Source organism: Micromonospora sp. NPDC047740 (genome assembly GCF_043204735.1).
Lineage (GTDB): Bacteria > Actinomycetota > Actinomycetes > Mycobacteriales > Micromonosporaceae > Micromonospora.
Window position 1 is genome coordinate 239,103 of record NZ_JBIDCT010000004.1, and the last position, 25,002, is coordinate 264,104.

A 25,002-nucleotide genomic window follows, 5' to 3' on the forward strand; every position below is an offset into this window, starting at 1 on the left:
CCTCATCTCATCCCTGCTCGCGGCGTCGTCCGACGCCGTTCCGCCCAGTCCACACAGTTGTGGCTCGCCGCGCAAGTGGCGCACCGGGTGGAACGGAATTTACCGTGCCAGCAGCGTACGGGCACCCTGGGTAATGGCTTCCGCTGAGACCAGAACCTGACGCGCTGCCGGACCCGATGGTACAAACGAGTCAAGTCCGGCAACTCGTCGCGCCGCACCCACATATCCGCCGTCCACCAGGGCGGCGAGCACGCCCTCGCCCACCCCGCCCGACCGGCGCGTCTCGTCGACCACCAGCACCCGGCCGGTGGCCGACGCTTCCCGGACGATGTCCGCCACCGGCAGCGGGGCGAGCCACCGCAGGTCTACCACCCGGATCCCGACCCCCTCGTCGGCCAGAGCGGCCGCTGCCCGCAGCGACATCCGTACGCCGTTGCCGAAGGTGATGATCGTGATGTCCTCGGCGGAGCCGACCCCGTACACCCGGGCCCGGCCGATCGGCACGTGCCCGGCGGCCCAGGCGCCCGGCGGGGCGTACTCGGCCAGCCATTCGCCGTCGCCGTCGGCGTAGAGGTCGCGGGTGTGGTAGAGCGCGATCGGTTCCAGGAAGGCGCAGACGCTGCCGTCCACCGCCGCGGCGGCCAGGCAGGTCCGGAGCATGGGCGCGGCGTCGTCCGGCCGCGCCGGCACCGCGACCACCAGCCCCGGCACGTCCCGGAGTACGGCCACCGAGTTGTCGTTGTGGAAGTGCCCGCCGAAGCCCTCCTGGTAGGCCAGCCCGGCCACCCGGACCACCATCGGGTTGCGGAACGCCCCCCGGGAGAAGAACCGCATGGTGGCCGCCTCGCCCCGCAGCTGGTCCTCGGCGTTGTGCAGGTACGCCAGGTACTGGATCTCCGGCACCGGCAGCATCCCGGCGACGCCGGCGCCCAGCCCGAGCCCGAGGATCGAGGTCTCGTCGAGCAGCGTGTCGAAGACCCGGGCCCCACCGAACCGGTCCCGCAGTCCCTTGGTCACCCCGTACACCCCGCCCTTGGCGGCGACGTCCTCGCCGAAGACGGCCATCCCCGGGTGGTCCAGCATCCCGTCGGCGAGCGCCGCGTTGATGCTCTGCGCGAGGGTGAGCGGACCAGCCAGCTCCGGCGGCTTGCCGCCGAACGCCTCGGCCCGGGCGCCCGCGTTCGGCCCGGCCGCCCGGTCCGCCGCGTCAGCCACCGCGCGGAAGATCCGTACCGGCCGACGCGGGGCCAGCTCCGCCACCACCTCGGCCGGGGACGCCAGCTTCGGCTCGTCGAGCACCTCCTCGGCGATCCGGCGGATCTGCCAGCCGCGCTCGTCGTACCGGGCCAGCAGTTCCTCGCTGGTGGCGTAGCCCGCCGCCACCAGCAGCCGGGCGGTGGCCAGCAGCGGGTCCCGCGCGACGTCCGCGGCGATCTCGGCCGGGCTCCGGTACGCGGTCTCCGCGTCGGCCCCGGCGTGCCCCATCAGCCGTACGGTGGTCAGGTGCAGCACCGCCGGCCGCCGGTGCCGGCGCACCCAGGCCGCCGCCTCCCCCGCCACCCGGTACGCCTCGGCCGGATCGCTGCCGTCGGCGGCGAAGTAGCGGATCCCCGGCTTGGCGCGCAGCGTGGCGGCCACCCAGCCCGTCGGGGAGCGGACGCTGATGCCCAGCCCGTTGTCCTCGCAGACGAAGAGCACCGGGATGCGCAGTCCGGTGTGGTCGTACCAACCGGCGGTGTTGAACGCGGCCGTCGCGGTGGCGTGGTTGACCGAGGCGTCGCCGAACGAGCAGACCACGATCGCGTCCGGCGGCCACGGCGAGCCGGTGGCGGGGTCCCCGCCGGCCTCGGCCGTCGTCCCCGGCACCCGCCGGCTGCCGACCCGGCGCAGCCGCTCGAGGGCGAGCCCCATGCCGACCGCCCGCGGGAGGTGGGACGCGATCGTCGAGGTGGTCGGGATGACCGCGAGGTCCGCCCGGCCGAACACCTTGTGCCGGCCCCCGGCGATCGGTTCCTGCGCCGAGGCGACCATCCCGCGCAGCACGTCCCGAGCCGCCTCCGCGTACGCGTCCGCGGGGTCCGGCGCGGGCAGCGCCGGCCGGGCGGCGGCCACGGCCACCCCGGCCTCGACCAGCGCAGGGTGATGGTCCGGGTGGTCGCCCGATCGGGTGGGTGGGCTGGTGGCCGGCTCCGGCCGGACGGCGACGGGCGGGGTCTCCGGCCGCTCGGCCGGCACGCCATCCGCGGTCGTCTCGGCGCCGCCGGCCGTGGGCTCGGCGGAGTCGCCGCCCGACACCGCCGAGTCGGCCGCGGCGTCAACGCCGGGCGCCTCGTCCGGCGAGCGGTCCAGGCCGCGCGGCCCGGGGTCGGGTCGGGGGTCGGCCGCCGCCCGGCCGCCTTCGCGGTCGCCCTGCGGCCGGTCGATGGGCGCGCCGAGGGCGGACCCGGCATCCGACGGCCCGGCCGGGAAGCTCTCGACGGCGCGTCGGGGATCGGGTATCCGCGCCGTGGCGGTGGCCCGCGCACCGGGTTCGGCGTCCGCGGGGTCGTCGTCGCCGGCCGGCTCGGCGTCGGTGGGGGCGACCGGGAAGCCGCCCGCCGCCTGGGCGGCGCGCAGGCAGTAGAAGGCCCCGGACCGGTAGTGCAGCAGAGCGGGATCGGTCGGCCGCAGGGCGGCGGCCACCGCGGCGTTGCCCTCGTGGCCCGCCGAGCCGATGGTGTAGTAGCCCTCGCCGAAGCTGCGCAGCCACCGCCCGGCGAGGTCCAGCAGGCGGCTGGTCAGCTGGGCGTCGAAGAGGGCCAGCGCCTGCGCTCCGGTCAACGACGCGCCGTCGGGCAGCGGTTCACCCAGGTCACGCCGCTGGGCGGGCGCCTCGAACGCGGCCAGGGCCGCCCGGAAGCGGTCGTCGAGATCTTGCGGGGTGGTCACGTCGGACAGCATTACCGACGAAGGGTCAGCTCGCCCACCCGGACACGTTCCGCCTAGCGGGGATCAGGCCTCGCCGCACTGCTCCGGGCAGCCGCCGTCGGAGACCTTCCAGACCAGCTCACGCAGGGTGGCCAACTCCTCGGTGCTGAGCCCGCCGAGGAGTCGGGAGTCCGACATCACCTGGCGCACCCGGTCTCGGACGCGCCGGCCGGCCTCGGTCACCACCAGCGTCTTCTGCCGCCGGTCGGCCGGGTCGACCCGGCGCTCCACCAGCCCGGCCTGCTCCAGCTTGTCGACCAGGGCGGTGACGTTGGACCGGTCGCAGCGCAACTGCTCGGCCAGGTCCCGGCCGGGCAGCGGCCGGTCGGGGTCGAGCTCGTGCAGGGCCCGGGCGGCGGCCGGGGTGAGCCCCAGCGCGGCGATCTCCTCGTCCTGGTAGTGCCGGATCGCCGAGGCGATGTGCAAGATCCGGCGCACGGTGTCCCCGGCCAGGCCGGAGCGGTCGGCCGCGACCGGGCCGGCGGTGGAGACGAAGGGTTGCGCCATACCTCACATCGTACTTGCCAACCAATGGTTGACCTGCTCAACTGTTGATGAGCTCACGCAAGTGCGTCGAGCATCGTCACTGGAGGCGCACCATGTCCGAATTCTCCGTCCTGGCCCTCTCCGGCAGCCTGCGCGAGGCGTCGTTCAACTCCGCCCTCATCCGGGCGGCGCAGCGGCTCGCGCCGGCAGGCATGACCATCGAGCGGTACCGCGACCTCGGCGCCGTCCCGCCCTTCAACGAGGACGTCGAGCCGGCGCCGCCGGCCGCTGTGATGGACCTGCGGGAGCGGATCGCCGCTGCGGACGCCCTGCTCATCGCCACTCCGGAGTACAACTACGGCGTTCCCGGCGTACTCAAGAACGCCCTCGACTGGGCCTCCCGGCCGAGCTTCCCGATCACCTCGTGGGTCTCCCCGCTCGCCCACAAGCCGATCGCCATCGTCGGCGCCGCCCCGACCGGGATGGGCACCGTCCGGGCCCAGCTCCAGCTCCGCCAGCTCTTCCTCTGGACCGACTCCGCCGTGGTCACCAAGCCGGAGATCATCGTGACCAACGCCCACGAGAAGCTCGGCCAGGACGGCACGGTCAAGGACGAGACGACGGAGACCCTCCTCCGCACCCTCCTCGACGCCCTGGCCACCAAGATCCGCGTCACCCACCTGGCCACCACCGCCGCCTGACCGCGAGCCGCCGCCGGGCGTGCAGATCCCCGGAAAGAGTGGTCATCCGACGCGTGACGCGGGATGGCCACTCTTTCCGCGAATGCGCGCCCAACCGGGGCGCGGCGGGCGGGGCGCGGTCAGGCGGGGAGGAAGGAGAAGCGGACCTTGCGGGTGGGGTTGTCTCCGTTGGTGTCGACCAGGCAGAGGGACTGCCAGGTGCCCAGCGCCAGCCGCCCACCCAGCACCGGCAGCGTCGCGTACGGGGGGACGAAGGCGGGCAGCACGTGGTCCCGGCCGTGCCCGCGCGAGCCGTGCCGGTGCCGCCAGCGGTCGTCGGTGGGCAGCAGGTCGTCGAGCGCGCGCAGCAGGTCGTCGTCGGAGCCGGAGCCCGTCTCGATGAGGGCCAGCCCGGCGGTGGCGTGCGGCACGAACACGTGCAGCAGGCCGTCGCCCTGCCCAGAGACGAACCGCTCGGCCTCGGCGGTGATGTCCCGGACGGCCGGCCGGGACCCGGTCTGGACGCTGATCTCCTCACTACGCATAGGGCGCATTCTGCCGCAGCCGGCCGGAGCGCGCCGCGAACCGGGCGCGGCGGCGGGCACGCTGCTAGCGCATCCCTGGAACGCCCTAAGTTACCGGCGAGTACCTGTGTTCAGCGTCGCGTCTGGGGCAGGGAGACGTGACGGCATGCGCCACGAGGGGGCAGGATGGCGCTAGAGACCTATCCCACACAGAACCGAGGGAACGCCTGTGGCTACGGAACGCAAGCGCCCGGTGATCACCGCTGGTCTGCCGAGCCAGCTTCCGGACATCGACCCTGAAGAGACCAGCGAATGGGTCGAGTCGCTCGACGGTGTCATCGACGAGCGCGGGACAAAGCGCGCCCGCTACGTCATGCTGCGCCTGCTGGAGCGGGCCCGCGAGCGCCAGGTCGGGGTGCCGTCCCTGACCACCACCGACTACATCAACACCATCCCGCCGGAGCGCGAGCCGTGGTTCCCGGGTGACGAGCACATCGAGCGGCGGATCCGGGCGTACATCCGGTGGAACGCCGCCATGCTGGTGCACCGGGCGCAGCGTCCCGAGATCGGCGTGGGCGGCCACATCTCCACCTTCGCCAGCTCGGCGTCGCTCTACGAGGTCGGCTTCAACCACTTCTTCCGGGGCAAGGACCATCCGGGCGGCGGCGACCACATCTTCTACCAGGGCCACGCCTCCCCCGGCATGTACGCGCGGGCCTTCATGGAGGGCCGGCTCAGCGAGGACCAGCTCGACGGCTTCCGCCAGGAGCTGTCGCACCCGGGCGGTGGGCTGCCGTCGTACCCGCACCCGCGGCTGATGCCGGACTTCTGGGAGTTCCCCACCGTCTCGATGGGCCTCGGGCCGATCAACGCGGTCTACCAGGCCCGGTTCAACCGGTACCTGCACCACCGGGGCATCAAGGACACCTCGCAGCAGCACGTCTGGGCCTTCCTCGGCGACGGCGAGATGGACGAGGTGGAGTCGCTCGGCGCGATCGGCGTGGCCGCCCGCGAGGAGCTGGACAACCTCACCTTCGTGATCAACTGCAACCTGCAGCGGCTGGACGGCCCGGTCCGGGGCAACGGCAAGGTCATGCAGGAGCTGGAGGCGTTCTTCCGGGGCGCCGGCTGGAACGTGATCAAGGTGGTCTGGGGCCGGGAGTGGGACCCGCTGCTCGCGGCGGACACCGACGGTGCCCTGGTCAACCTGATGAACACCACGCCCGACGGCGACTACCAGACCTACAAGGCGGAGTCCGGGGCGTACGTCCGGGAGCACTTCTTCGGCCGCGACCCGCGCACCCGCAAGATGGTCGAGCACCTCAGCGACGACGAGATCTGGAACCTCAAGCGGGGTGGCCACGACTACCGCAAGCTCTACGCGGCCTACAAGGCGGCGATGGAGCACACCGGCCAGCCGACGGTGATCCTGGCCAAGACCATCAAGGGCTGGACGCTCGGTTCGCACTTCGAGGCCCGCAACGCCACCCACCAGATGAAGAAGCTGACGCTGGAGGACTTGAAGCTCTTCCGCGACCGGCTCTACCTGGACATCCCGGACAAGCAGCTGGAGGAGAACCCGTACCTCCCGCCGTACTACCACCCGGGTGAGAAGTCCGAGGAGATCGAATACCTGCACGAGCGGCGGAAGCAGCTCGGCGGCTACCTGCCGACCCGGCGGACCACCGGCAAGGTCCTCCAGATCCCGGGCAGCGAGCGCTTCTCCGACGTCAAGCGAGGCTCGGGCAAGCAGAAGGTGGCCACCACCATGGCCTTCGTCCGCCTGCTCAAGGACGTGATGAAGGACAAGGAGTTCGGCAAGCGGTGGGTGCCGATCATCCCGGACGAGGCGCGCACCTTCGGCATGGACTCGCTCTTCCCGACCGCGAAGATCTACTCGCCGCACGGCCAGCGCTACACCTCGGTGGACCGGGACCTGTTCCTGTCCTACAAGGAGGCCACCGGCGGCCAGATCCTGCATGAGGGGATCAACGAGGCCGGCTCGGTCGCCTCGTTCACCGCGGCCGGCACCTCGTACGCCACCCACGGCGAGCCGATGATCCCGATGTACATCTTCTACTCGATGTTCGGGTTCCAGCGGACCGCCGACGGGCTGTGGGCCGCGGCCGACCAGATGGCGCGGGGCTTCCTGCTCGGCGCGACCGCCGGCCGGACCACGCTCAACGGTGAGGGCCTCCAGCACGAGGACGGTCACTCGCTGCTGATCGCCGCCACCAACCCGGCGGTGGTCGCCTACGACCCGGCGTTCGCGTACGAGATCGCGCACATCATGGAGAACGGCCTGCACCGGATGTACGGCGAGGCGCAGGAGAACATCTTCTACTACCTCACCGTCTACAACGAGCCGATCTTCCAGCCGGCCGAGCCGCAGGGCGTGGACGTCGAGGGCATCGTCAAGGGCATCTACCGCTACTCCCCCGCGCCGCAGGTCGGCGGGGACGCGCCGAAGGCGAACATCCTCGCCTCCGGCACCGGCATGCAGTGGGCGCTCAAGGCGCAGCAGTTGCTCGCAGAGGACTGGGGCGTGGCCGCCGACGTCTGGTCGGTGACCTCCTGGACCGAGCTGCGCCGGGACGCGGTGGAGTGCGAGGAGCACAACCTGCTCAACCCGGGCGCCGAGCAGCGGGTGCCGTACATCCAGCGGAAGCTGGCCGACGCCGAGGGGCCGAAGGTCGCGGTCAGCGACTGGATGCGCGCGGTACCGGACCTGATCGCCCGCTGGGTACCCGGCGACTACACCTCGCTCGGCACCGACGGCTTCGGCATGTCGGACACCCGGCACGCGCTCCGCCGGCACTTCCACGTGGACGCCGAGTCGGTGACCGTCGCGACGCTGCGCCAGCTCGCCCTCCGCGGCGCGGTGCCGGCCCACGTGCCGGCCGAGGCCGCCCGGAAGTACGCGCTGGAGGACGTCAACGCCGCCCCGGTCGGCGAGACCGGCGGCGACAGCTGACCCATCCGGTACGAAGGGCCCGGCGCACCCGCGCCGGGCCTTTCGTCGTCTCTGGCGGTGCTCCTCGGCCGTCGGTGATCGTGCACGATCCAGGATGTAGTGGCCTCGGCGTGGCTTGGATGCCACTGGGTCCAGGAAGCAGCACGACCTTGGGCGGCCCGGAGGCGGTCGCCCGCCTCGGCGCCGGAACCGAGCGCCGACCGACTGGCGGCACAGTGGACGATGGTCCGGCGTCCCTGGCGGGGACGCCGGACCATCACCATCGCGGGCGACGCCGGGACCGGCTGGGTCAACCGACGGCGGCCAGGTCGGTCAGCCGGGCCAGCGAGTCCTCCAGGTCGGCGCCGACCCGACGCAGGCCGAGCCGGAGCAGGGCGGCCTTGACCGGCCCGGCGGGCCACCGTACGACGATGAGCCGCACGACCGTCCCGCCCTCCTCCTCGTCCGGGGTCAGCTGCACGTAGATCTCGGTGCGCGCCTCGGCCCGGGCGCCGGCGCCCCTGGCCCGTTCGCGCCACCCGATCAGGGTCGGCTCCTGGTAGGCGATCACCTCGGCCTCGTGCGCCGCGCCGCGCCCGGCCTGGACCAGTTGTCGCCGGCCGAAGCCCTCCCCCGAGAGGACCTCGGCCGCGCGAACCCCCGCCAGCCATGCCGGCAACTGCTCGGCCCGCTGCACGACGCCCCAGACCGCTTCCACCGGCGCCATCACGTGCGCACTGCGTTCCACGAGGATCATGTCGTCTTCCCCCACTAAGGACATCCGCGATATTACGCACTGTATGCGCAAAAACGGACTTACCCGGACGGGTTCGGAAAAGACACGCCGAAAACCCTTGCACCAGCCGGCCTCCCCGGCCTATGGCGCATCACCGGTCCGCGTCCTAGAGTCCCGAACACGATTCGTGTTTCCGGGAGGGCGAATGACGACCGCGCCGATGCCCGAGTTCCCCAGCGGTTTCCGATGGGGAGTGTCCACCTCCGCCTACCAGATCGAGGGCGCGGCCGGCGCCGACGGCCGGGGACCGTCCATCTGGGACACCTTCGCCCACTCCCCGGGCCGGATCGTCGACGGCAGCACCGGCGACGAGGCGTGCGACCACTACCACCGGTACGCTGAGGACCTCACGCTGCTCGCCGGGCTCGGGGTGTCCGCCTACCGGTTCTCCATCGCCTGGCCCCGGGTGCGGCCCACTGGCACGGGCGCGGCCAACCCGGCCGGGCTGGACTTCTACGAGCGGCTGGTGGACGGGCTGCTCGACCGGGGCGTGGACCCGGTGGCCACCCTCTTCCACTGGGACCTGCCGCAGGCCCTAGAGGACGCCGGCGGCTGGCTCAACCGCGACACCGCCCACCGCTTCGCCGAGTACGCCGACCTGGTCGCCGCCCGCCTCGGCGACCGGGTGAAGCTCTGGATCACCCTCAACGAACCGTTCATCCACATGAGCCTCGGGCACGGCATGGGCTTGCACGCACCCGGCCGGATGCTGCTCTTCGACGCCTTTCCGGTGGCCCACCACCAGATCCTCGGGCACGGCCTCGCGGTCGCCGCGCTGCGCGCCCGCAGCACCAGCCCGGTCGCCATCGCGAACAACTACTCCCCGGTGCGGCTGGCCGGGCACACCGACGCCGACCGGGCCGCCGGGGTGGCGTACGACGCGCTGCACAACCGGCTCTTCACCGACCCGCTGCTCGGCCAGGGCTATCCGGAGGTGCCAGGCCTCGACCCCGCGCTGGTCCGCGCCGGGGACCTCGACGTGATCGCCGCCCCGGTCGACGTGCTCGGGGTGAACTACTACAACCCGACCGGCATCCGGGCCGCCGAGGAGGACTCGCCGCTGCCGTTCGAGATCGTGCCGCTGACCGGCTACCCCCGGACCGCGTTCGACTGGCCGGTGGCCCCGGACGGGCTCCGCGACCTGCTGCTCCAGCTCCGCGACCGGTACGGGGACCGGCTGCCGCCGATCCAGGTCACCGAGAGCGGCTGCGCGTACGACGATGGGCCGGACGCCGACGGCCAGGTGCACGACCCGGAGCGGATCGCGTACCTGGCCGGGCACGTGCGGGCGGTCCGCGAGGCGATCGACGCCGGGGTCGAGGTGACCGGGTACTTCGTCTGGTCCCTGCTCGACAACTGGGAGTGGGCGGAGGGCTTCACCAAGCGGTTCGGCCTGGTGCACGTCGACTACGCCACCCAACGGCGTACCCCGAAGTCCTCGTACGCCTGGTTCCGCGATCTGGTGCGACGATGACCACGGTCGACCCGACGCCGGCCGCACTGCCGGCGGCGCTCGCCGAGCCGACCGTGCCGGTGCGGCGGAGCTGGATCGCGCTGATCTTCGCGGCCAACCTCGGCGTCTGGATGGCGTTCTTCACCCCGATCCAGGTGCTGCTGCCGCAGCAGGTGGAGCGGATCGCGCCGGGCGACAAGGAGGCCATGCTCGCGGTCGTCACCGGACTCGGCGCGCTCGCCGCGGTGCTGGCCAATCCGCTCGCCGGCGCGCTGTCCGACCGGACCGTGCTCCGGCTGGCGGGCCGGCACCTCGGCCGGCGGCACGTGTGGACCGCGTCCGGCGCGGTGCTCGGCGCGCTCGCCCTGGTGCTGCTGGCCCGGCAGGACAGCATCACCGGGGTGGCGATCGGCTGGGTGGCCGCGCAGGTGTGCTTCAACGCGATGCTGGCCAGCCTCACCGCCGCCATCCCGGACCGGGTGCCGGTCGCCCAGCGCGGCGGCGTCTCCGGCTGGGTGGGCATCCCGCAGGCGCTCGGCCTGGTGCTCGGGGCGGTGCTGGTCACCGCCGTGGTCACCGGCAACGCCGCCGGGTACGCCGCCGTCGCCCTCGCCGTGCTGCTGCTGTCGCTGCCGTTCGCGCTGCTCACCGAGGACGACCCGCTGCCCCGGGAGCACCGCCCGGCGCTGCGGTTGCGCGGGCTGCTCGCCTCGATGTGGATCAGCCCGCGCCGGCACCCCGACTTCGCCTGGGCCTGGTTCACCCGGTTCCTGGTCCAGACCGGCAACGCGCTGGGCACGCTCTACCTGCTCTACTTCCTCGCCGACGGGGTGCGCGTGCCCGACCCCGAGGGCGCGCTGCTGGTGCTGATCCTGCTCTACACGCTCGGCATGATGCTGACCGCCGTGGTGGCCGGGCGCCTGTCGGACCGGTCCGGCCGGCGCAAGGTCTTCGTAATCGTCTCCGGGCTGATCATGGCAGTGGCGGCCCTGCTGCTGGCCGTGGCACCGGTCTGGCCGATGGCGGTCACCGCCGCGCTGCTGCTCGGCGCCGGCTACGGCGTCTACCTGGCGGTGGACGCGGCGCTGATCACCCAGGTGCTGCCGGCCGCCACCGACCGGGCCAAGGACCTCGGAGTGATCAACATCGCCAACTCCGCGCCGCAGGTGCTCGGCCCGGCCCTCTCCGCCCCGATCGTCGTCCACCTGGGCGGCTACCCCACCCTGTACGCGGTCACCGCGGCGGTCACCCTGCTCGGCAGCGCCCTGGTGCTGAAGATCAGATCGGTACCCTGACCGCCCCCTCGCTCAAATCGGCTCGCCGCCCGCCGTAGGCTGGGGACGTGACGGTACGTGTACGCTTCGCCCCTTCCCCGACCGGTATGTTCCACGTCGGCGGCGCCCGCTCGGCCCTGCAGAACTGGATCTACGCCAAGCAGCAGGGCGGGGTGTTCGTGCTCCGCATCGAGGACACCGACGCGGCCCGCAACAAGCCGGAGTGGACCGAGGGCATCCTGTCGGCGCTCGACTGGATCGGCATCGAGCGGGGCAGCTACGAGGGCCCGTACTTCCAGTCGTCGTACGCCGGTGAGCACCGCGCCGCGGCCCAGCGGCTGTACGAGAGCGGCCGGGCGTACTACTGCGACTGCACCCGCGAGGACGTGCAGGCGCGTACCGGCTCCCAGTACGCCGGGTACGACGGCTTCTGCCGGGACCGCGGGCTCGGGCCCGGCGCGGGGCGGGCCCTGCGCTTCCGTACCCCCGACGAGGGCGAGACCGTGGTGGTCGACCTGATCCGCGGCGAGCCGACCTTCGAGAACAAGCTGATCGAGGACTTCGTCATCGCCCGCGGTGACGGCTCGCCGGTGTTCCTGCTCGCCAACGTGGTCGACGACATGACCATGGGGATCACCCACGTGATCCGGGCCGAGGAGCACTTGCCCAACACCCCGAAGCAGCAGCTGCTCTGGGACGCCCTCGGGGTCAAGCCGCCGGTCTGGGCGCACGTGCCCGTGGTGGTGAACGAGAAGCGGCAGAAGCTGTCCAAGCGGCGGGACAAGGTCGCCCTGGAGGCGTACCGGGACGAGGGCTACCTCGCCGAGGCGATGCGCAACTACCTGATGCTGCTCGGCTGGGCTCCCTCCGGCGACCGGGAGATCGTGCCCTGGTCGGTGATCGAGGAGGAGTTCCGGCTGGATGAGGTGAACCCCTCCCCGGCGTTCTTCGACGAGAAGAAGCTGCGCGCGTTCAACGGCGAATACATCCGCGCGCTGCCGGTGGAGGACTTCATCGGCGCCTGCCAGCCGTGGCTGACCGGGACCGGGACCATCGCCCCGCCCCCGTGGCAGCCGGAGGAGTTCGACCCGGCCGCGTTCGCCGCGGTGGCGCCGCTGGCGCAGACCCGGATCGCGGTGCTCAGCGAGATCGTGCCGAACGTCGACTTCCTCTTCCTGGCCGACCCGCTGATCGACGAGGCGGCCTGGGCGAAGGCGATGAAGGAGGGCGCGGCCGAGCTGCTGGAGGCGGCGATCGCCGCGTTCGAGGCGCTGGAGTCCTGGGACGCCGAGTCGCTGAAGTCCACGCTGGAGGCGGTCGGCGCGGAGCGGGGCCTGAAGCTGGGCAAGGCGCAGGCACCGGTCCGGGTGGCGGTCACCGGCCGTACGGTCGGCCTGCCGCTCTTCGAGTCCCTCGAGGTGCTGGGCCGCGAGCGCGCCCTGACCCGGCTGCGCGCCGCCCGGGTGCGCCTGGTCTGACCTCGCATCGCGAAGGGGCCCGCCGGTCGTCCGGCGGGCCCCTTCGTCGTACGGCGGTGGAGAGCTGCCGGGCGGTTCAGCGGCGGGCGGAGCGCCGGCGCAGCAGCCCGCCGCCCAGCGCGACGAGCGCCACCACCGCCGCGAGCGCCCACCACAGGCCGGTGCCGCCGCCGTCGTCGGAGCGCGACGAAGCCGGGGCGGGGTTCGCCGAGGTCGCCTCGGCCACCGGGGTCGAGGGCGCCGGGGTGGTCGGCGACGCACTGGCCGAGGGGGTGGCCGGGGCCACACCGGTGGTCAGGGTGAAGCTGACCTGTCCCTTGATCGGGTGCCCGTCGGTCGAGCCGACCTGGTAGGCGACGGTGTAGACGCCGGCCGGCCCGGGGGTGAACGGCACGCTCACCCGCTTGCCGGAGAAGGTCGGATCGCCGCCGGAGGCGGGGGCGTCATCCGGCCCGGTCACTGTGATCTTCGTCGTACCGGGCGACAGGGTGGCCAGGAAGCGGAGCTCGATCCGCTTCGGCGCGGTCGCCACCCGGGCCCCGTTTTTCGGATCGCTGCCGGTCAACGAGTTGTGCGCGGCGGCGGGGCTGGCCGGCAGCAGCACGGCCCCCACCGCCACCCCGAGAACCACCAGCCAGGTACGCGCCGCACGGGCCATCGTGCCCCCCATGAGCCCCTCCGTCCGGGTACGATCCGGCCGCTGATCAACGGCCGCTCACATTAGTCGGCCACAGATCACAGATAGTTCCAAATACTCTTCCAGCAGCTGCAACCGAATGACGTTCTGCGGAGTCTTTGAGGTGGGCACCCGGTTCTCGCCGGGCAGCCACCACCGTCAGCCGATACAGCGTGACCTGCAGCGGAAGCCAGCCATCGAACGGGGCGAGGAGGCGGCGATGATCCGAAGGGTGTCGCGACTGCTGGTGGCCGTGACGGGCGTGGTGCTCGCGACCACGTGCACGCTGCTCCTGAGCGGCCCGCCGGCGGCCCGGGCGGCCGGGCCCGGGCCCAAGCTCGCACCGGCCGGGGTGGACATCACCGGCGACCAACTGGACCAGCCGCTGCAGCTGCGCGCCGACACCCAACCCGCCCAGGTGAACGCGGTCATCGACCAGGTGAGCTGGCTGGCCCGGACCGGGCAGCAGCGCGGCCCGGCCGCGCAGGACCTCGGTCCGAAGTACACCGTCGTGGTGCTGACCGCCGGAGTGCCGGTGAAGACCTACGACCTCTACCCGCTCGCCAAGGGTGGGCCCCGGATCTACCGGCCGGCCAAGCAGCCCGACCTGAGCAAGGCCCGGGCCGGCTGGTTCTTCGGCCGGCTGAACATGTCCGAGACGCTGCGCTCCGTCGGTGTGCCGCTGGAGCGGCAGTTCGACACGCTCAGCGGCGGTCTCGGCGGCGGCGAGCGGGTCCTCCCGGAGGACACGCTGAACCCGGTGCAGGACATCGACGCGGCGATGACCGAACTCCAGCGACTGCTGCTGCTCAACGTCGGGGTGGTGGTGGTCATCACCGCCGGGCTCGCCGGGATCGCGCTGCTGGTCCGCCGCCGCACCCGCTGAGCCGGTCGCCCCGGCGCCCGGCTCAGACCTCCAGCACCACCTTGCCCCGGACGTGCCCCGCCGCCACCAGGCGCTGCGCCTCGGCGGCCTCGGCCAGCGGGAAGGTCCGGGCCACGTGCACGGTGAGCCGGTCGGCGTCGACCAGCCCGGCCAGCACACTCAGGTCGGCGGTGGACGGCTTCACGAAGAGGTAGCTGCCGCCGAGCCGGGTGACATGCTCCGGGTCGGCGGTGGAGACCAGCCGGGCCGGCCGGGCGAGCAGCTCGGCCGAGACGTCCAGCGCCTCGCCGCCGAAGAGGTCCAGCGCCACGTCCACCCCGTCGGGCGCGACCGCGCGGATCCGGTCCAGCAGGCCGGCGCCGTAGCTGACCGGTTCGGCACCCAACGACCGGACGAAGTCGTGGTTGGCCTCGCTGGTCGTGCCGATCACCTTGCCGGCGCCGAGCGCCCGGGCCAACTGCACCGCCAGGTGCCCCACCCCGCCGGACGCGCCGTGCACCAGGACCGTGTCGTTGGCGCCCGTCCGGGCCAGCTGCAACGCCTGGTACGCCGTCAGCCCGGCCAGCGGCAGGCCACCCGCCTCCGGCCAGGACGCCTGGACCGGCTTGTCGGCGAGACAGCGCTCCGGGGCGGGCACCAGCTCCGCGTACGTGCCGTGCTGGACGTCGTCGCGGCGGACGTACCCGATCACCTCGTCGCCCACCGCGAAGCCGGTCACCGCCGGGCCGACCGCCTCGACCACCCCGGCCGCGTCCCAGCCGGGCACCAGCGGGAAGTGCGCCGGCATGCCGCCGGCCAGGTGGCCCTCGCGGACCTTCCAGTCGACCGGGTTCACCCCGGCGACGCGCACCCGGACCAGGACCGTGTCCGGCCCGACCGGCGGGGTGGGCAGCTCGCGCAGGGTGAGCTGGTCCGCCGAGCCGTACGCGTCGATCGCGATCGCCTTCACGCTGCCCACGCTAGCGCTGAGCAATGGCCGGGCTTGCCGGGCGGCGAAATTGTCGTAGCAAGGCGAGTCGGCGAGTGATCAGCACCAGCGGCGCGGTGGCCGCTCCCGACGGACCATACGGTTGCGGGGCCGCACCGCGCCGTGCTGGTGCGCCCCAGCCCAGCCGGGCAGGTCGCTGCAGCAGCCCTGGCTCGGCACCGGCTCGGGCAGGGCCGGCAACACCTGCTCGGCGGCCCGTTGCCGTGGCGCGGGCGGGTCGTCGTCCCCGCGCTCCGGCCCCCAGCCGGCGGGCGTCTCCGCCGGATGGGTCAGGCCGGCCCGGCGCGGGTGCTTGGCGGACACCGGCTGGTCGTGGGGCCCCGGCCGGCAGGGCTCACCCTGGGCGCAGCCGTTCTCGGCCTCCCCGTGCGCCATCCCGGTCTCCTCACGTTCGCCATCGCCCGCCCGGCGGTCACCCCGGGCGTGCCCTGACACCGTACTGGCCGGGCCCGACGGACTGAACAGCGCGTACCCGTGGAGATCCGCTGCGACCCGGGATCGGGCCGGCGGTCGGCGCGGCGGCCACCGGATGCCGCCCGGTTCCGGGCCGGCCAGCACCTCGGTGCCGGGCGGGACCGACCGGGCCAGCCCGGCCGCCGCCCACCCTCGATGTGCCGGCCCTGGTCAGGGCATGTCAGGCTGGACCGGTGAGCGAACCGGGCGGCACCGAACTGCCGGCCACGCTGCGCCGGATCGAACGGGCGGCGGGGGCCCTGGCCACCGCCAGCGTGGCCCGGATGGACGAGGCGCTGCCCTGGTTCCGGGAACTGCCGGCGGACCAGCGGTCCTGGGTCATGCTGGTCGCCCAGGCCGGCGTCCGGTCGCTGGTGCAGTGGCTGCGCCAGGGCGGCGGCGCAACCGACAGCACCCAGGAGGTGTCGGACGAGGTCTTCGCCGCCGCACCCCAGGCCCTGGCCCGCTCGATCAGCCTCCAACAGACCGTCGCACTGATCAAGGTGACCATCGAGGTGGTCGAGGAGCAGGTGGCGCACCTGGCCGCCGAGGGCGAGGAGCAGCCGCTGCGGGAGGCGGTGCTGCGCTTCTCCCGCGAGATCGCCTTCGCCGCCGCCCGGGTGTACGCCCGCGCCGCCGAGTCGCGCGGCTCGTGGGACGCCCGGCTGCAGGCGTTGCTGGTGGACGCGCTGCTGCGCGGCGACTCGCCGGACGTGCTGGCCAGCCGGGCGGCGGCGCTGGGCTGGACGGACGCGCCCCCGGTGGCGGTGGCGGTCGGGCGCTCCCCCGGCGGCGAGGTGGCCGCCGTGCTGCACACCGTCTACCGGCAGGCCCGCCGGATCGGGGTCGAGGTGATCGGCGGCGTGCACGGCGACCGGCTGGTCATCGTGCTCGGCGGGGCGGCGGACCCGGTGACGGCGACGGAGAAGCTGCTGACCGCGTTCGGGGAGGGGCCGGTGGTGGTGGGTCCGGCCGTACCCAGCCTGGACGAGGCGACGGACTCGGCGCGGGCCGCGCTGGCCGGGTTCCGCGCGGCGCCGGCCTGGCCGACCGCCCCCTGCCCGGTGGCCGCCGCCGACCTGCTGCCCGAGCGGGCCCTGGCGGGTGACGCCGAGGCCCGCCGCCGGCTGCGCCACGACGTGTACGCGGCGCTGGTCCGCGCCGGGGGTGAACTGCTGGAGACCCTGGACGCCTTCTTCGCCGCCGGCGGCACGTTGGAGAGCGCCGCCCGGGCGCTCTTCGTGCACCCCAACACGGTGCGTTACCGACTCAAGCGGGTCGCCGAGGTGACCGGCTTCTCGCCGTTCGCGCCGCGGGACGCGTTCGCCCTGCAGGTGGCGCTGACCGTGGGGCGGCTCGACCCGGTCGTCCCGGCCGTCGCACCGGTCCCGAACCAGGCATTGGCCCCAGGTGCCCGGAAAGCAGCACAGACAGGTGATGATCGTCGCCGATTTTTGTAGGGTTCCTCCAACGCTCCTAGTGCGGTTTGGTGCCGTGCGTTACAGCGCGACCCGCGAGTATCCGTCAGAGTCGTAGACGTGCTCGCCGTTCTCTCACCCGGACAGGGTTCCCAGAAACCCGGCTTCCTGACTCCCTGGCTCGACCTGCCCGGCGCCGAGGCGCGCCTGCGCTGGTGGTCCGCGCTGGCGGGAGTCGATCTGGTGCACCTCGGCACCCAGGCGGACGCGGACGAGATCAAGGACACCGCCCGCACGCAGCCGCTGCTCGTCGCGGCCGCGCTGCTCGCCGCGGAGCACCTGCCGATGTACGACGTCGCGCTGGTCGCCGGCCACAGCGTGGGCGAGCTGAGTGCCGCCGCCCTGGCCGGGGTGCTGCCCGCCGAGGCGGCCGTCACCCTCGCCGGCGTACGCGGCCGGGAGATGGCCGCCGCCTGCGCGCTGGAGCCCACCGGAATGGCCGCCGTGCTCGGCGGCGACCCGGACGAGGTACTCGCCGCCATCGAGGCGCACGGGCTGCACCCGGCCAACCGCAACGGCACCGGCCAGGTCGTCGCCGCGGGCGCGGTGGCCGGCCTGGAGAAGCTGGCCGCCGAGCCGCCGGCGAAGGCCCGGGTCATCCGGCTCCAGGTCGCCGGCGCCTTCCACACCCCGTACATGGCCCCGGCCGAGGCCGCCCTGGCCACCGTGGCCGGCGGCATCGTGCCGGGCGACCCGGCCCGGATCCTGCTCTCCAACCGGGACGGCGCCGCCGTCAACCACGGCCGGGAGACGGTGCAGCGGCTGGTCCGGCAGGTCACCGCCCCGGTCCGCTGGGACCTGTGCATGCGGACCCTGGCCGACCTCGGGGTCACCGGCGTGATCGAACTGCCGCCGGCCGGCACCCTGGCCGGCCTGGTCAAGCGCGAGCTCAAGGGCGAGGGGGCGCCCGAGATCGTCACCCTGAACACCCCCGACGACCTGCCCGCCGCGCGGGACCTGATCGCCCGGCACAGCGGCCTGAGCGGCCACGAGCCGGCGATCCAGTTCCGGGTGGTGGTCTCCCCCGCCGCCGGGACCTTCGAGCCGCTGACCGGCCTGGCCGAGGGCACCGACCTGCGCGCCGGCCAGGTCATCGGCCACGTCGCCACCCGGCAGGGGCCGGCCGAGGTGACCGCGCACCACAGCGGGCTGCTCACCGAGTGGCTCGCCCACCACGACGACCCGGTCGCCCCGGGCCAGCCCCTCGCCCGCATCGGAGGACAGGCATGACCGGCAGCAGGATCGTCGCGATGGGGCACTACCAGCCCGCCCGCGTGGTGACCAACGACGACATCGCGCAGTTGGTCGACACCAACGACGAGTGGATCCGGGACCGCGTCGGCATCGTCACCCGGCGGATCGCCGGTGACGAGACGGTGGCCGACATGGCCACGGCCGCGGCCGGCAAGGCACTGGCCAACTCCGGCCTCAGCGCCGCCGACATCGACCTCGTCGTGGTCGCCACCTGCACCTCGATCGACCGCAGCCCGAACGTGGCCTGCCGGGTCGCCGCGAAGCTGGGCATCGCCGCCCCGGCCGCGTTCGACGTCAACACCGCCTGCTCGGGCTTCGGGTACGCGCTGGGCACCGCGGACCACGCGATCCGGGCCGGGGCGGCGCGCAACGCCCTCGTCATCGGCGCGGAGAAGCTCTCCGACTTCACCGACTGGACCGACCGCTCGACCTGCATCATCTTCGGCGACGGCGCCGGGGCCGCGGTGGTCACCGCGACCGCCGAGGGCGAGCCGGCCGGGGTCGGGCCGGTGGTCTGGGGCTCGGTGCCGGAGAAGAGCGACGCGGTCCGGATCGAGGGCTGGCGGCCGTACATCGCGCAGGAGGGGCAGGCGGTGTTCCGCTGGGCCACCACCGCGCTGGCCCCGCTCGCGCTGCAGGCCTGCGAGAAGGCCGGGGTCGCCCCGTCCGAGCTGGCCGCGTTCGTGCCGCACCAGGCCAACGCCCGGATCATCGACGGCATCGCCAAGCGGCTGAACATCCCCGACGCGGTCATCGCCAAGGACATCGTCGAGTCCGGCAACACCTCGGCGGCGAGCGTCCCGCTGGCCCTGTCCAAGCTGGTCGAGCGGCGCGAGGTGCCGGCGGGTGCGCCGGTGCTGCTGTTCGGCTTCGGCGGCGGTCTGACCTACGCCGGTCAGGTCGTCCGCTGCCCCTGAAGACCCCCTCCGGCGCGAGCGCGCCGCGAGGAGTGACGACCGGCGTCGCCGGCCGTCGAGTGAACCCCCGATGAGAGGAACCAACCGCAATGACCCGTGACGAGATCACCGCCGGCCTCGCCGAGATCCTCGAAGAGGTTGCCGGGGTGAACCCGGACGACGTGGCCGAGGGGAAGTCCTTCACCGACGACCTCGACGTCGACTCGCTCTCCATGGTGGAGGTCGTGGTGGCGGCCGAGGAGAAGTTCGGCGTCAAGATCCCGGACAACGAGGTGCAGAACCTCAAGACCGTCGGGGACGCCGTCAGCTACATCGAGGCGCAGTCCTGATCATGAGTCGCCCCGACGTCGTCGTCACCGGGCTCGGCGCGACGACCCCGCTCGGCGGGGACGTCGCGTCGACCTGGGACGCCATGCTCGCCGGCCGCTCCGGGGTGAGTGCGCTCACCCAGGAGTGGGCGGCGCAACTGACGGTCCGGATCGCGGCGCAACTCGCCGTGGAGCCCACCGAGGTGCTCGACCGGGTCAAGCTGCGCCGGCTGGACCGGTCCGAGGCGATCGCGCTCATCGCGGCCCAGCAGGCCTGGGCCGACGCCGGGCTGGCCGATTCCGGGCTCGACCCGGAGCGGCTGGCGGTCAGCGTCGGCTCCGGCATCGGCGGGGCCACCACCCTGCTCGCCCAGGACGACATCCTGGAGGCGTCCGGCCCGCGGCGGGTCTCCCCGCACACCGTGCCGATGCTGATGCCGAACGGCCCGGCCGCCTGGGTGGGGCTGGAGCTGGGCGCCAAGGCCGGGGTGCACTCGGTGGCCAGCGCGTGCGCGACCGGCGCGGAGGCGATCGCGCTCGGCCTGGACATCATCCGCTCCGGCCGGGCCGACGTGGTGGTGGCCGGCGGCACCGAGGCGGTCATCCACCCGCTGCCGATCGCCGGTTTCGCCTCGATGCGGGCCATGTCGACCCGCAACGACGAGCCGGAGAAGGCCTCCCGGCCGTGGGACAAGGGCCGCGACGGCTTCGTGCTCGGCGAGGGCGCGGGCGTGGTGGTCCTGGAGCGCGCCGACCACGCCGCCGCCCGCGGAGCCCGGGTGTACGCCCGGCTCGCCGGCGCCGGCATCACCTCGGACGCGTACGACATCGTGCAGCCGCACGCCGAGGGCGAGGGCGCGATCCGCGCAATCGGGAAGGCGATCGCGGACTCGGATGTCGCCAAGATGGATATCGTGCACGTCAACGCGCACGCCACCTCCACGCCGGTGGGCGACATGCTAGAGATCGGCGCGCTGCGCACGGCGCTGGGCGACCATCCCGTGCTGTCAGCCACCAAGTCGATGACCGGGCACCTGCTCGGCGCGGCCGGGGCGCTGGAGTCCATCGCCACCATCCTGGCCATCCGCGACGGGGTCGTGCCGCCGACGATCAACCTCGACGACCCGGACGACGGCCTCACCCTGGAGGTGGCCGCCCACAAGGCACGGCACATGGAGATCCCCGCCGCGCTGAACAACGCGTTCGGTTTCGGCGGGCACAACGTGGCTCTCGTCTTCACGCGGGCCTGACCCCTCTGCCTGGGAGGCACCAGTGACCACGACCGCCGTCAGCGCGGACAGCTCGACGGTGGACCACCGGGATCCGGAGGTCCGCCTTCGGGCGCTGTTCGACGCCGGCTCGCTGCGCCTGCTGGCGCCGCGGGACAGCTCCGGCGTGCGCTACGCGCGGGGCGAGATCGACGGTACGCCGGCCATCGCGTACGCCACCGACGCCACGAAGATGGGCGGCGCGATGGGTGCCGACGGGTGCCGGCACATCGTGGACGCCATCGACACCGCCGTCCGGGAACGGGTGCCGGTGCTCGGCCTCTGGCACTCCGGCGGAGCCCGGCTGGCCGAGGGTGTGGTCGCCCTCGACGCCGTCGGCCAGGTCTTCGCGGCCATGGTCCGGGCGTCCGGCCGGGTGCCGCAGATCTCCGTGGTGCTCGGGCCGGCCGCGGGTGGCGCCGCGTACGGTCCGGCGCTGACCGACGTCGTGGTGATGAGCGGGGCCGGCCGGATCTTCGTCACCGGCCCCGAGGTGGTCCGCAGCGTCACCGGTGAGCAGGTCGACATGGCGCGGCTGGGCGGTCCCGAGCCGCACGGCCGGCGCTCCGGTGTGGTGCACGTGACCTGCCAGGACGACGAGGAGGCGCTGGCCGAGTCGCGCCGGCTCGCCGCGCTCCTCGGCCGCCAGGGGCGGCTCTCGCCGGACGACGTGGCCACCGGCGACGAGGGGCACGACCTCGCCGCGAAGATGCCGGCCGAGGCCAGCCGGGCGTACGACGTGCGGCCGGTGGTCAAGGCGCTGCTCGACGCTCCAGGCGTGGAGCTGCACGCCAAGTGGGCGCCGAACATCGTCACCACGCTCGGCCGCTTCGCCGGTCGCACGGTCGGCGTGATCGCCAACAACCCGCTGCGGCTGGGTGGCTGCCTCGACGCGTCCAGCGCCGAGAAGGCCGCCCGCTTCGTGCGGATGTGCGACTCGCTCGGAGTGCCGCTGATCGTGCTGGTCGACGTCCCCGGCTACCTGCCCGGCCTAGGCCAGGAGTGGGACGGCGTGGTCCGGCGCGGGGCGAAGCTGCTGCACGCCTTCGCCGAGGCGGTGGTGCCGCGGGTGACGCTGGTGACCCGCAAGGCGTACGGCGGGGCGTACATCGCGATGAACTCCCGCTCGCTGGGGGCTACCGCGGTGTTCGCCTGGCCGAACGCGGAGGTCGCGGTGATGGGCGCGAGCGCGGCGGTGAACGTCCTGCACCGCAAGAAGCTGGCCGCCGCTCCGGTCGAGGAGCGGGAGGCGCTGCGCGCCCAGCTGATCGAGGAGCAGATCCGGGTCGCCGGTGGCGTCAACCGGGCGCTGGAGATCGGCGTGGTGGACGAGGTGATCAAGCCGGCGGAGACCCGGCGGCGGATCGCTGAGGCCCTCGCCGCGGCGCCGGCCGCCCGGGGCGCGCACGGCAACATTCCGCTGTAACCACCGGTCGTACCGTCAGGGTCCGCGCTCAACCCGGGCGCGGGCCCTGACGTTTTCTCAGGTCCGGTTGCGGGGGTGCTGGCGGGCGGTCCGCTCGTTGCCCCGGCGGTAGTTGCCGGTCCACCGGGCCATCACCAGCTGCGGGTCGTCCTCGACCTCGGCCAGGAACTCCGCCGCGCGGCCGCCGCGCAGCGTGGCGGCCACCCGGCCGTGGTGCGTGATCACGACGGAGCCGTCGGCCCGCTCGAGGTAGCGGAAACCCTGCGCCTGCTGTCCCATGGCCACGTAGCCTGCCAGCGCCCAGCGCGGCGCCGCACCCGGTTTTGCGACCGCCCCGGCCGGCGGGGCGACTAGGGTGAGGGCGGCCGAGACGTGTCGAGGAGCACGCCGTGGACGCGACCGAGATCCGCAAGCTCGCTGCGCTCGAGGACACCCACTGGTGGTACCGGGAGCGGCGGGCCCTGCTGGGTCGGGCGCTGCGGCGGCTGGCGGCGGCCGGGGTGCGCCCGGAGCGGGCGCTGGACGTCGGCGCGGCCGGCGGCGGCAACACCCGGGTGCTGCGGGCGTACGGCTGGCGGCCGCTCGCCCTGGAATACAGCGCGGCGGGCGCCGGGCTGGCCCGCGAGCGCGGCCTGGCCGTGATCCGGGCCGACGCCCGGCACCTGCCGGTCCCGTCGGCCAGCCTGGGTCTGGTGGTCGCCTTCGACATCCTGGAGCACTTCGACGAGGACCACCTGGCCGCCGCCGAGATCCGCCGGGCGCTACGGCCGGGCGGGACCGCGCTGATCGCGGTGCCGGCCGACATGCGGCTCTGGTCGGCGCACGACGTGGCCGTCGGGCACGTCCGCCGCTACGACCGGGCCGGGCTGCGGGCGGTGGTGGCGAAGGCCGGGCTGGCGGTGGACGAGTTGTGGAGCTGGAACGTGCTGCTCCGGCCGGTCGCGGCCTGGCGGCGACGCCGATCCACCGGCAGCGACCTGGACCACCTGCGCCCCGCGGTCAATCTCGGACTGCGCGCGATCATCACCGCCGAGCGGTACCTGCCGGTGCGGTCGCTGCCCGGCGTCTCGCTGATGCTGCGCGCCCACCGCCCGGCCTGACCTCCCGGAGCACCGGGTCAGCGGGGCGCGGGCACCGCCTCGCGGGCCAGGGTGAGCGCGCCGAGCAGCGCGGCGTCGTCGGCGAACCGGGAGAGCACCACGTCGGGCCGGTGCGGCAGCACCTCGTTGAGCCGGTCGACCAGCAGCCCGCGGATCAGCGCGCTGCGGGCCACCCCGCCCACCAGCACCACCCGTTGCGGGTCGAGCAGCAGGCAGCAGGTGACCAGGTGCCGGGCCACCTCGTCGACCCGGGCGGTCAGCGCGTCGCGCGCCGCCCCGGGCCGCTCCGCCGCGTCGGCGAGCCCGGCCGCCCCGCCCGGCACGCCGAGGTCCTCGGCGAGCCGGTCCAGCGCCCGGCCGGAGAAGTCCAGCTCCAGCATGGTGCCCGGCCAGGGGCCGCCGGCCACGGCGTACCCGATCTCGCCGGCCGCCCCGCGGTGTCCGGCCAGGACGGTCCCCCCGACCGTCACGGCGGCCGCCACGCCGGTGCCGATGCCCACCACCAGGCCGGGGTCGGCGTCCCGCAGCGCGCCCAGCCGCAGCTCGGCCAGGGCGGCGGCGTTCAGGTCGTTGTCCACCGCCACCCGGGCCACGCCGAGCGCGTCCCGGACCGCGTCGGCCAGCCGCAGCCGCTCCCACCCGGGCACGTTGGGGGCCAGGTCGATGCCGTCCGGACGGACCACGCCGGGCGAGGCCACCCCGGCCGCGACGAGCGGCCCACCGACCTCGGCGACCAGCTCCGCGGCGAGGTGCAGGGCGCGCTCCAGCGCCTGCGGCGCGCCCTGCTCGGCGTGCGTGGGAACCCGGCGGTGGGCCAGCAGTTGCCCCTCGGCGTCGGCCACCCCGACGGCCATCTTGGTGCCACCGAAGTCGATGCCGAGCAGCAGCCCGCCGGTCCGGGTGGACCCCGCCAGCCCCACGCTCACCGGGCCACCAGCTCGGCGGCGACGGCGTCCAGCGCGTCGTCCGCCCGGCGGAGCCGGTCGCGCACCGCCGCCAGGCGGTCAGCGACCCCCTCGAACGCGACGCGCAGCGTACCCACCTGGGCGCGGACCGCGGCGGCGCCCGGCCCGTCCACCTGGGCCCGGTTCAGCACCAGGTCGGGACGGACGGCGGCGGCGATCAGGTCGGCGACCGCGGCGTCGTCGAGCGGGCCGGTCAGCCCCTCGGCGGCGGCCCGGACGCCCTCAGCGGTCCAGGTGTCCGGGCCACCGGCCCGGACCAGCCGGCCGACCACCGAGTGGGCGGCCCGGAACGGCACCCCGTGCCGGGTCAGCGCATCGGCCGCGGCGGTGGTGGTGGCGCCGGAGGCGACGATCTCCTCCCGGCTCGGCGGCGACAGCGGCTCCACCTCGGCCAGGAAGCCGCCGACCAGGGCGAAGAAGCGCTCCGCCCGGTCGTTGCTCTCCCAGAGCCGGACCTGCACGTCGGTGGTGGCGTTGTTGGAGTCCTCCCACCAGGCGGCGCCGACGTTGTTCAGCACCGAGGCGGCGTCCGCCGCGGCCGCGCCGGCGTACGAGACCAGGTGCTCCAGCACCACCGGGTTGCGCTTCTGCGGCATGATGCTGCTGCCCTGGGTGAAGTCGCCCGGCGTGGTGACCCACTGCCAGCTCAGCCAGTCCATCAGGGTGCGGGCC

Annotated in this window: 23 protein-coding genes and 1 pseudogene; 13 read left to right on the plus strand and 11 right to left on the minus strand. The window is 73.9% G+C overall.

The features are described from left to right. Nucleotides 1–99: 99 nt before the first annotated feature. From ACGF4F_RS10315 to ACGF4F_RS10325, 3 genes and pseudogenes are all read right to left on the minus strand, one after another. Nucleotides 100–2,499: a transketolase C-terminal domain-containing protein gene (locus ACGF4F_RS10315; protein ID WP_393076837.1), complete on the minus strand. Its 2,400-nt coding sequence runs from the start codon at nucleotides 2,497–2,499 to the stop codon at nucleotides 100–102. Between the two features lie 36 nt (nucleotides 2,500–2,535). Next, nucleotides 2,536–2,940 (minus strand): annotated as a pseudogene (locus ACGF4F_RS10320) (transketolase); the annotation flags it as partial. Nucleotides 2,941–2,991: 51 nt separating this feature from the next. Then, nucleotides 2,992–3,474, minus strand: coding sequence for a MarR family winged helix-turn-helix transcriptional regulator (locus ACGF4F_RS10325; RefSeq protein WP_073833726.1), 483 nt, complete (start codon nucleotides 3,472–3,474; stop codon nucleotides 2,992–2,994). 92 nt (nucleotides 3,475–3,566) lie between these two features. Here ACGF4F_RS10325 and ACGF4F_RS10330 point away from each other — a divergent pair, with 92 nt between their 5' ends. Beyond that, nucleotides 3,567–4,154 (plus strand): NADPH-dependent FMN reductase, encoded by a 588-nt coding sequence (locus ACGF4F_RS10330; RefSeq protein ID WP_393076539.1) that lies wholly within the window; start codon nucleotides 3,567–3,569, stop codon nucleotides 4,152–4,154. Between the two features lie 119 nt (nucleotides 4,155–4,273). Here the strand turns inward: ACGF4F_RS10330 and ACGF4F_RS10335 are convergent, their stop codons facing one another. Next, nucleotides 4,274–4,678 (minus strand): YjbQ family protein, encoded by a 405-nt coding sequence (locus tag ACGF4F_RS10335; RefSeq protein WP_357434897.1) that lies wholly within the window; start codon nucleotides 4,676–4,678, stop codon nucleotides 4,274–4,276. A 208-nt stretch (nucleotides 4,679–4,886) separates the two neighbouring features. Between ACGF4F_RS10335 and aceE the strand changes: the two genes are divergently transcribed. Beyond that, entirely contained in the window at nucleotides 4,887–7,631 is a 2,745-nt protein-coding gene (gene aceE / locus ACGF4F_RS10340; RefSeq protein ID WP_357434896.1) for a pyruvate dehydrogenase (acetyl-transferring), homodimeric type, read from the plus strand. 289 nt (nucleotides 7,632–7,920) lie between these two features. Here aceE and ACGF4F_RS10345 read toward each other — a convergent pair whose 3' ends face one another. Then, complete coding sequence (locus ACGF4F_RS10345) at nucleotides 7,921–8,367, minus strand: SRPBCC family protein (protein ID WP_073833776.1); 447 nt, start codon at nucleotides 8,365–8,367, stop codon at nucleotides 7,921–7,923. 184 nt (nucleotides 8,368–8,551) lie between these two features. Here ACGF4F_RS10345 and ACGF4F_RS10350 point away from each other — a divergent pair, with 184 nt between their 5' ends. Genes ACGF4F_RS10350 through gltX form a run of 3 tightly spaced genes read left to right on the plus strand, consistent with a single transcriptional unit; the run spans nucleotide 8,552 to nucleotide 12,611 of the window. After that, nucleotides 8,552–9,880: a GH1 family beta-glucosidase gene (locus ACGF4F_RS10350; RefSeq protein WP_393076544.1), complete on the plus strand. Its 1,329-nt coding sequence runs from the start codon at nucleotides 8,552–8,554 to the stop codon at nucleotides 9,878–9,880. Then, entirely contained in the window at nucleotides 9,877–11,154 is a 1,278-nt protein-coding gene (locus ACGF4F_RS10355; protein WP_393076547.1) for an MFS transporter, read from the plus strand. The genes ACGF4F_RS10350 and ACGF4F_RS10355 overlap by 4 nt, the downstream gene beginning before the upstream one ends. Before the next feature lie 47 nt (nucleotides 11,155–11,201). Beyond that, on the plus strand, nucleotides 11,202–12,611 hold the full coding sequence (gene gltX / locus ACGF4F_RS10360) for a glutamate--tRNA ligase (RefSeq protein WP_357434893.1): 1,410 nt from the start codon (nucleotides 11,202–11,204) through the stop codon (nucleotides 12,609–12,611). Between the two features lie 76 nt (nucleotides 12,612–12,687). Here gltX and ACGF4F_RS10365 read toward each other — a convergent pair whose 3' ends face one another. Continuing rightward, on the minus strand, nucleotides 12,688–13,281 hold the full coding sequence (locus tag ACGF4F_RS10365) for a copper resistance protein CopC (RefSeq protein WP_393076550.1): 594 nt from the start codon (nucleotides 13,279–13,281) through the stop codon (nucleotides 12,688–12,690). A gap of 226 nt (nucleotides 13,282–13,507) precedes the next feature. On the opposite strand from ACGF4F_RS10365, the gene ACGF4F_RS10370 reads away from it, so the two are divergent. Continuing rightward, nucleotides 13,508–14,173: a hypothetical protein gene (locus tag ACGF4F_RS10370; RefSeq protein WP_357434891.1), complete on the plus strand. Its 666-nt coding sequence runs from the start codon at nucleotides 13,508–13,510 to the stop codon at nucleotides 14,171–14,173. 22 nt (nucleotides 14,174–14,195) lie between these two features. On the opposite strand, the gene ACGF4F_RS10375 is transcribed toward ACGF4F_RS10370, so the two are convergent. Both ACGF4F_RS10375 and ACGF4F_RS10380 read right to left on the minus strand, forming a co-directional pair. Next, nucleotides 14,196–15,122, minus strand: a complete 927-nt coding sequence (locus ACGF4F_RS10375; protein WP_073833777.1) for an NADP-dependent oxidoreductase — start codon at nucleotides 15,120–15,122, stop codon at nucleotides 14,196–14,198. Between the two features lie 78 nt (nucleotides 15,123–15,200). After that, nucleotides 15,201–15,536: a hypothetical protein gene (locus tag ACGF4F_RS10380; RefSeq protein WP_357434890.1), complete on the minus strand. Its 336-nt coding sequence runs from the start codon at nucleotides 15,534–15,536 to the stop codon at nucleotides 15,201–15,203. Between the two features lie 272 nt (nucleotides 15,537–15,808). On the opposite strand from ACGF4F_RS10380, the gene ACGF4F_RS10385 reads away from it, so the two are divergent. From ACGF4F_RS10385 to ACGF4F_RS10410, 6 genes are all read left to right on the plus strand, one after another. Then, on the plus strand, nucleotides 15,809–17,074 hold the full coding sequence (locus ACGF4F_RS10385) for a PucR family transcriptional regulator (protein WP_393076554.1): 1,266 nt from the start codon (nucleotides 15,809–15,811) through the stop codon (nucleotides 17,072–17,074). A gap of 78 nt (nucleotides 17,075–17,152) precedes the next feature. After that, nucleotides 17,153–18,322 (plus strand): acyltransferase domain-containing protein, encoded by a 1,170-nt coding sequence (locus ACGF4F_RS10390; RefSeq protein WP_393076557.1) that lies wholly within the window; start codon nucleotides 17,153–17,155, stop codon nucleotides 18,320–18,322. Then, the gene (locus ACGF4F_RS10395) at nucleotides 18,319–19,263 is read left to right on the plus strand and encodes a beta-ketoacyl-ACP synthase III (protein WP_393076560.1); all 945 of its coding nucleotides are present in this window, start codon (nucleotides 18,319–18,321) and stop codon (nucleotides 19,261–19,263) included. The genes ACGF4F_RS10390 and ACGF4F_RS10395 overlap by 4 nt, the downstream gene beginning before the upstream one ends. Before the next feature lie 89 nt (nucleotides 19,264–19,352). Then, a complete protein-coding gene (locus tag ACGF4F_RS10400; protein WP_007072348.1) occupies nucleotides 19,353–19,592 on the plus strand; it encodes an acyl carrier protein in 240 nt (79 codons plus the stop codon). A gap of 2 nt (nucleotides 19,593–19,594) precedes the next feature. Further along, nucleotides 19,595–20,821 carry a beta-ketoacyl-ACP synthase II gene (gene fabF / locus ACGF4F_RS10405; protein WP_357434886.1) on the plus strand — a complete coding sequence of 409 codons (1,227 nt, stop codon included), beginning with the start codon at nucleotides 19,595–19,597 and terminating at the stop codon, nucleotides 20,819–20,821. A 22-nt stretch (nucleotides 20,822–20,843) separates the two neighbouring features. Then, a complete protein-coding gene (locus tag ACGF4F_RS10410) occupies nucleotides 20,844–22,265 on the plus strand; it encodes a carboxyl transferase domain-containing protein (protein ID WP_357434885.1) in 1,422 nt (473 codons plus the stop codon). Between the two features lie 57 nt (nucleotides 22,266–22,322). Here ACGF4F_RS10410 and ACGF4F_RS10415 read toward each other — a convergent pair whose 3' ends face one another. Further along, the gene (locus ACGF4F_RS10415; RefSeq protein WP_393076564.1) at nucleotides 22,323–22,544 is read right to left on the minus strand and encodes a hypothetical protein; all 222 of its coding nucleotides are present in this window, start codon (nucleotides 22,542–22,544) and stop codon (nucleotides 22,323–22,325) included. Nucleotides 22,545–22,654: 110 nt separating this feature from the next. Here ACGF4F_RS10415 and ACGF4F_RS10420 point away from each other — a divergent pair, with 110 nt between their 5' ends. After that, nucleotides 22,655–23,365, plus strand: coding sequence for a class I SAM-dependent methyltransferase (locus ACGF4F_RS10420; protein ID WP_393076567.1), 711 nt, complete (start codon nucleotides 22,655–22,657; stop codon nucleotides 23,363–23,365). Nucleotides 23,366–23,382: 17 nt separating this feature from the next. On the opposite strand, the gene ACGF4F_RS10425 is transcribed toward ACGF4F_RS10420, so the two are convergent. Both ACGF4F_RS10425 and ACGF4F_RS10430 read right to left on the minus strand, forming a co-directional pair. Then, entirely contained in the window at nucleotides 23,383–24,291 is a 909-nt protein-coding gene (locus ACGF4F_RS10425) for an ROK family protein (protein WP_357434882.1), read from the minus strand. Next, nucleotides 24,288–24,989: a hypothetical protein gene (locus tag ACGF4F_RS10430; protein ID WP_393076570.1), complete on the minus strand. Its 702-nt coding sequence runs from the start codon at nucleotides 24,987–24,989 to the stop codon at nucleotides 24,288–24,290. Before ACGF4F_RS10430 ends, ACGF4F_RS10425 begins: the two co-directional genes overlap by 4 nt. Nucleotides 24,990–25,002: the final 13 nt, after the last annotated feature.

Excerpts from the sequence above, each read along its gene's own strand:
- ACGF4F_RS10325 (WP_073833726.1), bottom strand. The coding sequence starts at position 3,474 with ATGGCGCAACCCTTCGTCTCCACCGCCGGCCCGGTCGCGGCCGACCGC.
- ACGF4F_RS10330 (WP_393076539.1), top strand. The coding sequence starts at position 3,567 with ATGTCCGAATTCTCCGTCCTGGCCCTCTCCGGCAGCCTGCGCGAGGCG.
- ACGF4F_RS10335 (WP_357434897.1), bottom strand. The coding sequence starts at position 4,678 with ATGCGTAGTGAGGAGATCAGCGTCCAGACCGGGTCCCGGCCGGCCGTC.
- ACGF4F_RS10345 (WP_073833776.1), bottom strand. The coding sequence starts at position 8,367 with ATGATCCTCGTGGAACGCAGTGCGCACGTGATGGCGCCGGTGGAAGCG.
- ACGF4F_RS10350 (WP_393076544.1), top strand. The coding sequence starts at position 8,552 with ATGACGACCGCGCCGATGCCCGAGTTCCCCAGCGGTTTCCGATGGGGA.
- ACGF4F_RS10355 (WP_393076547.1), top strand. The coding sequence starts at position 9,877 with ATGACCACGGTCGACCCGACGCCGGCCGCACTGCCGGCGGCGCTCGCC.
- ACGF4F_RS10365 (WP_393076550.1), bottom strand. The coding sequence starts at position 13,281 with ATGGGGGGCACGATGGCCCGTGCGGCGCGTACCTGGCTGGTGGTTCTC.
- ACGF4F_RS10370 (WP_357434891.1), top strand. The coding sequence starts at position 13,508 with ATGATCCGAAGGGTGTCGCGACTGCTGGTGGCCGTGACGGGCGTGGTG.
- ACGF4F_RS10380 (WP_357434890.1), bottom strand. The coding sequence starts at position 15,536 with ATGGCGCACGGGGAGGCCGAGAACGGCTGCGCCCAGGGTGAGCCCTGC.
- ACGF4F_RS10395 (WP_393076560.1), top strand. The coding sequence starts at position 18,319 with ATGACCGGCAGCAGGATCGTCGCGATGGGGCACTACCAGCCCGCCCGC.
- ACGF4F_RS10400 (WP_007072348.1), top strand. The coding sequence starts at position 19,353 with ATGACCCGTGACGAGATCACCGCCGGCCTCGCCGAGATCCTCGAAGAG.
- fabF (WP_357434886.1), top strand. The coding sequence starts at position 19,595 with ATGAGTCGCCCCGACGTCGTCGTCACCGGGCTCGGCGCGACGACCCCG.
- ACGF4F_RS10415 (WP_393076564.1), bottom strand. The coding sequence starts at position 22,544 with ATGGGACAGCAGGCGCAGGGTTTCCGCTACCTCGAGCGGGCCGACGGC.
- ACGF4F_RS10430 (WP_393076570.1), bottom strand. The coding sequence starts at position 24,989 with ATGGACTGGCTGAGCTGGCAGTGGGTCACCACGCCGGGCGACTTCACC.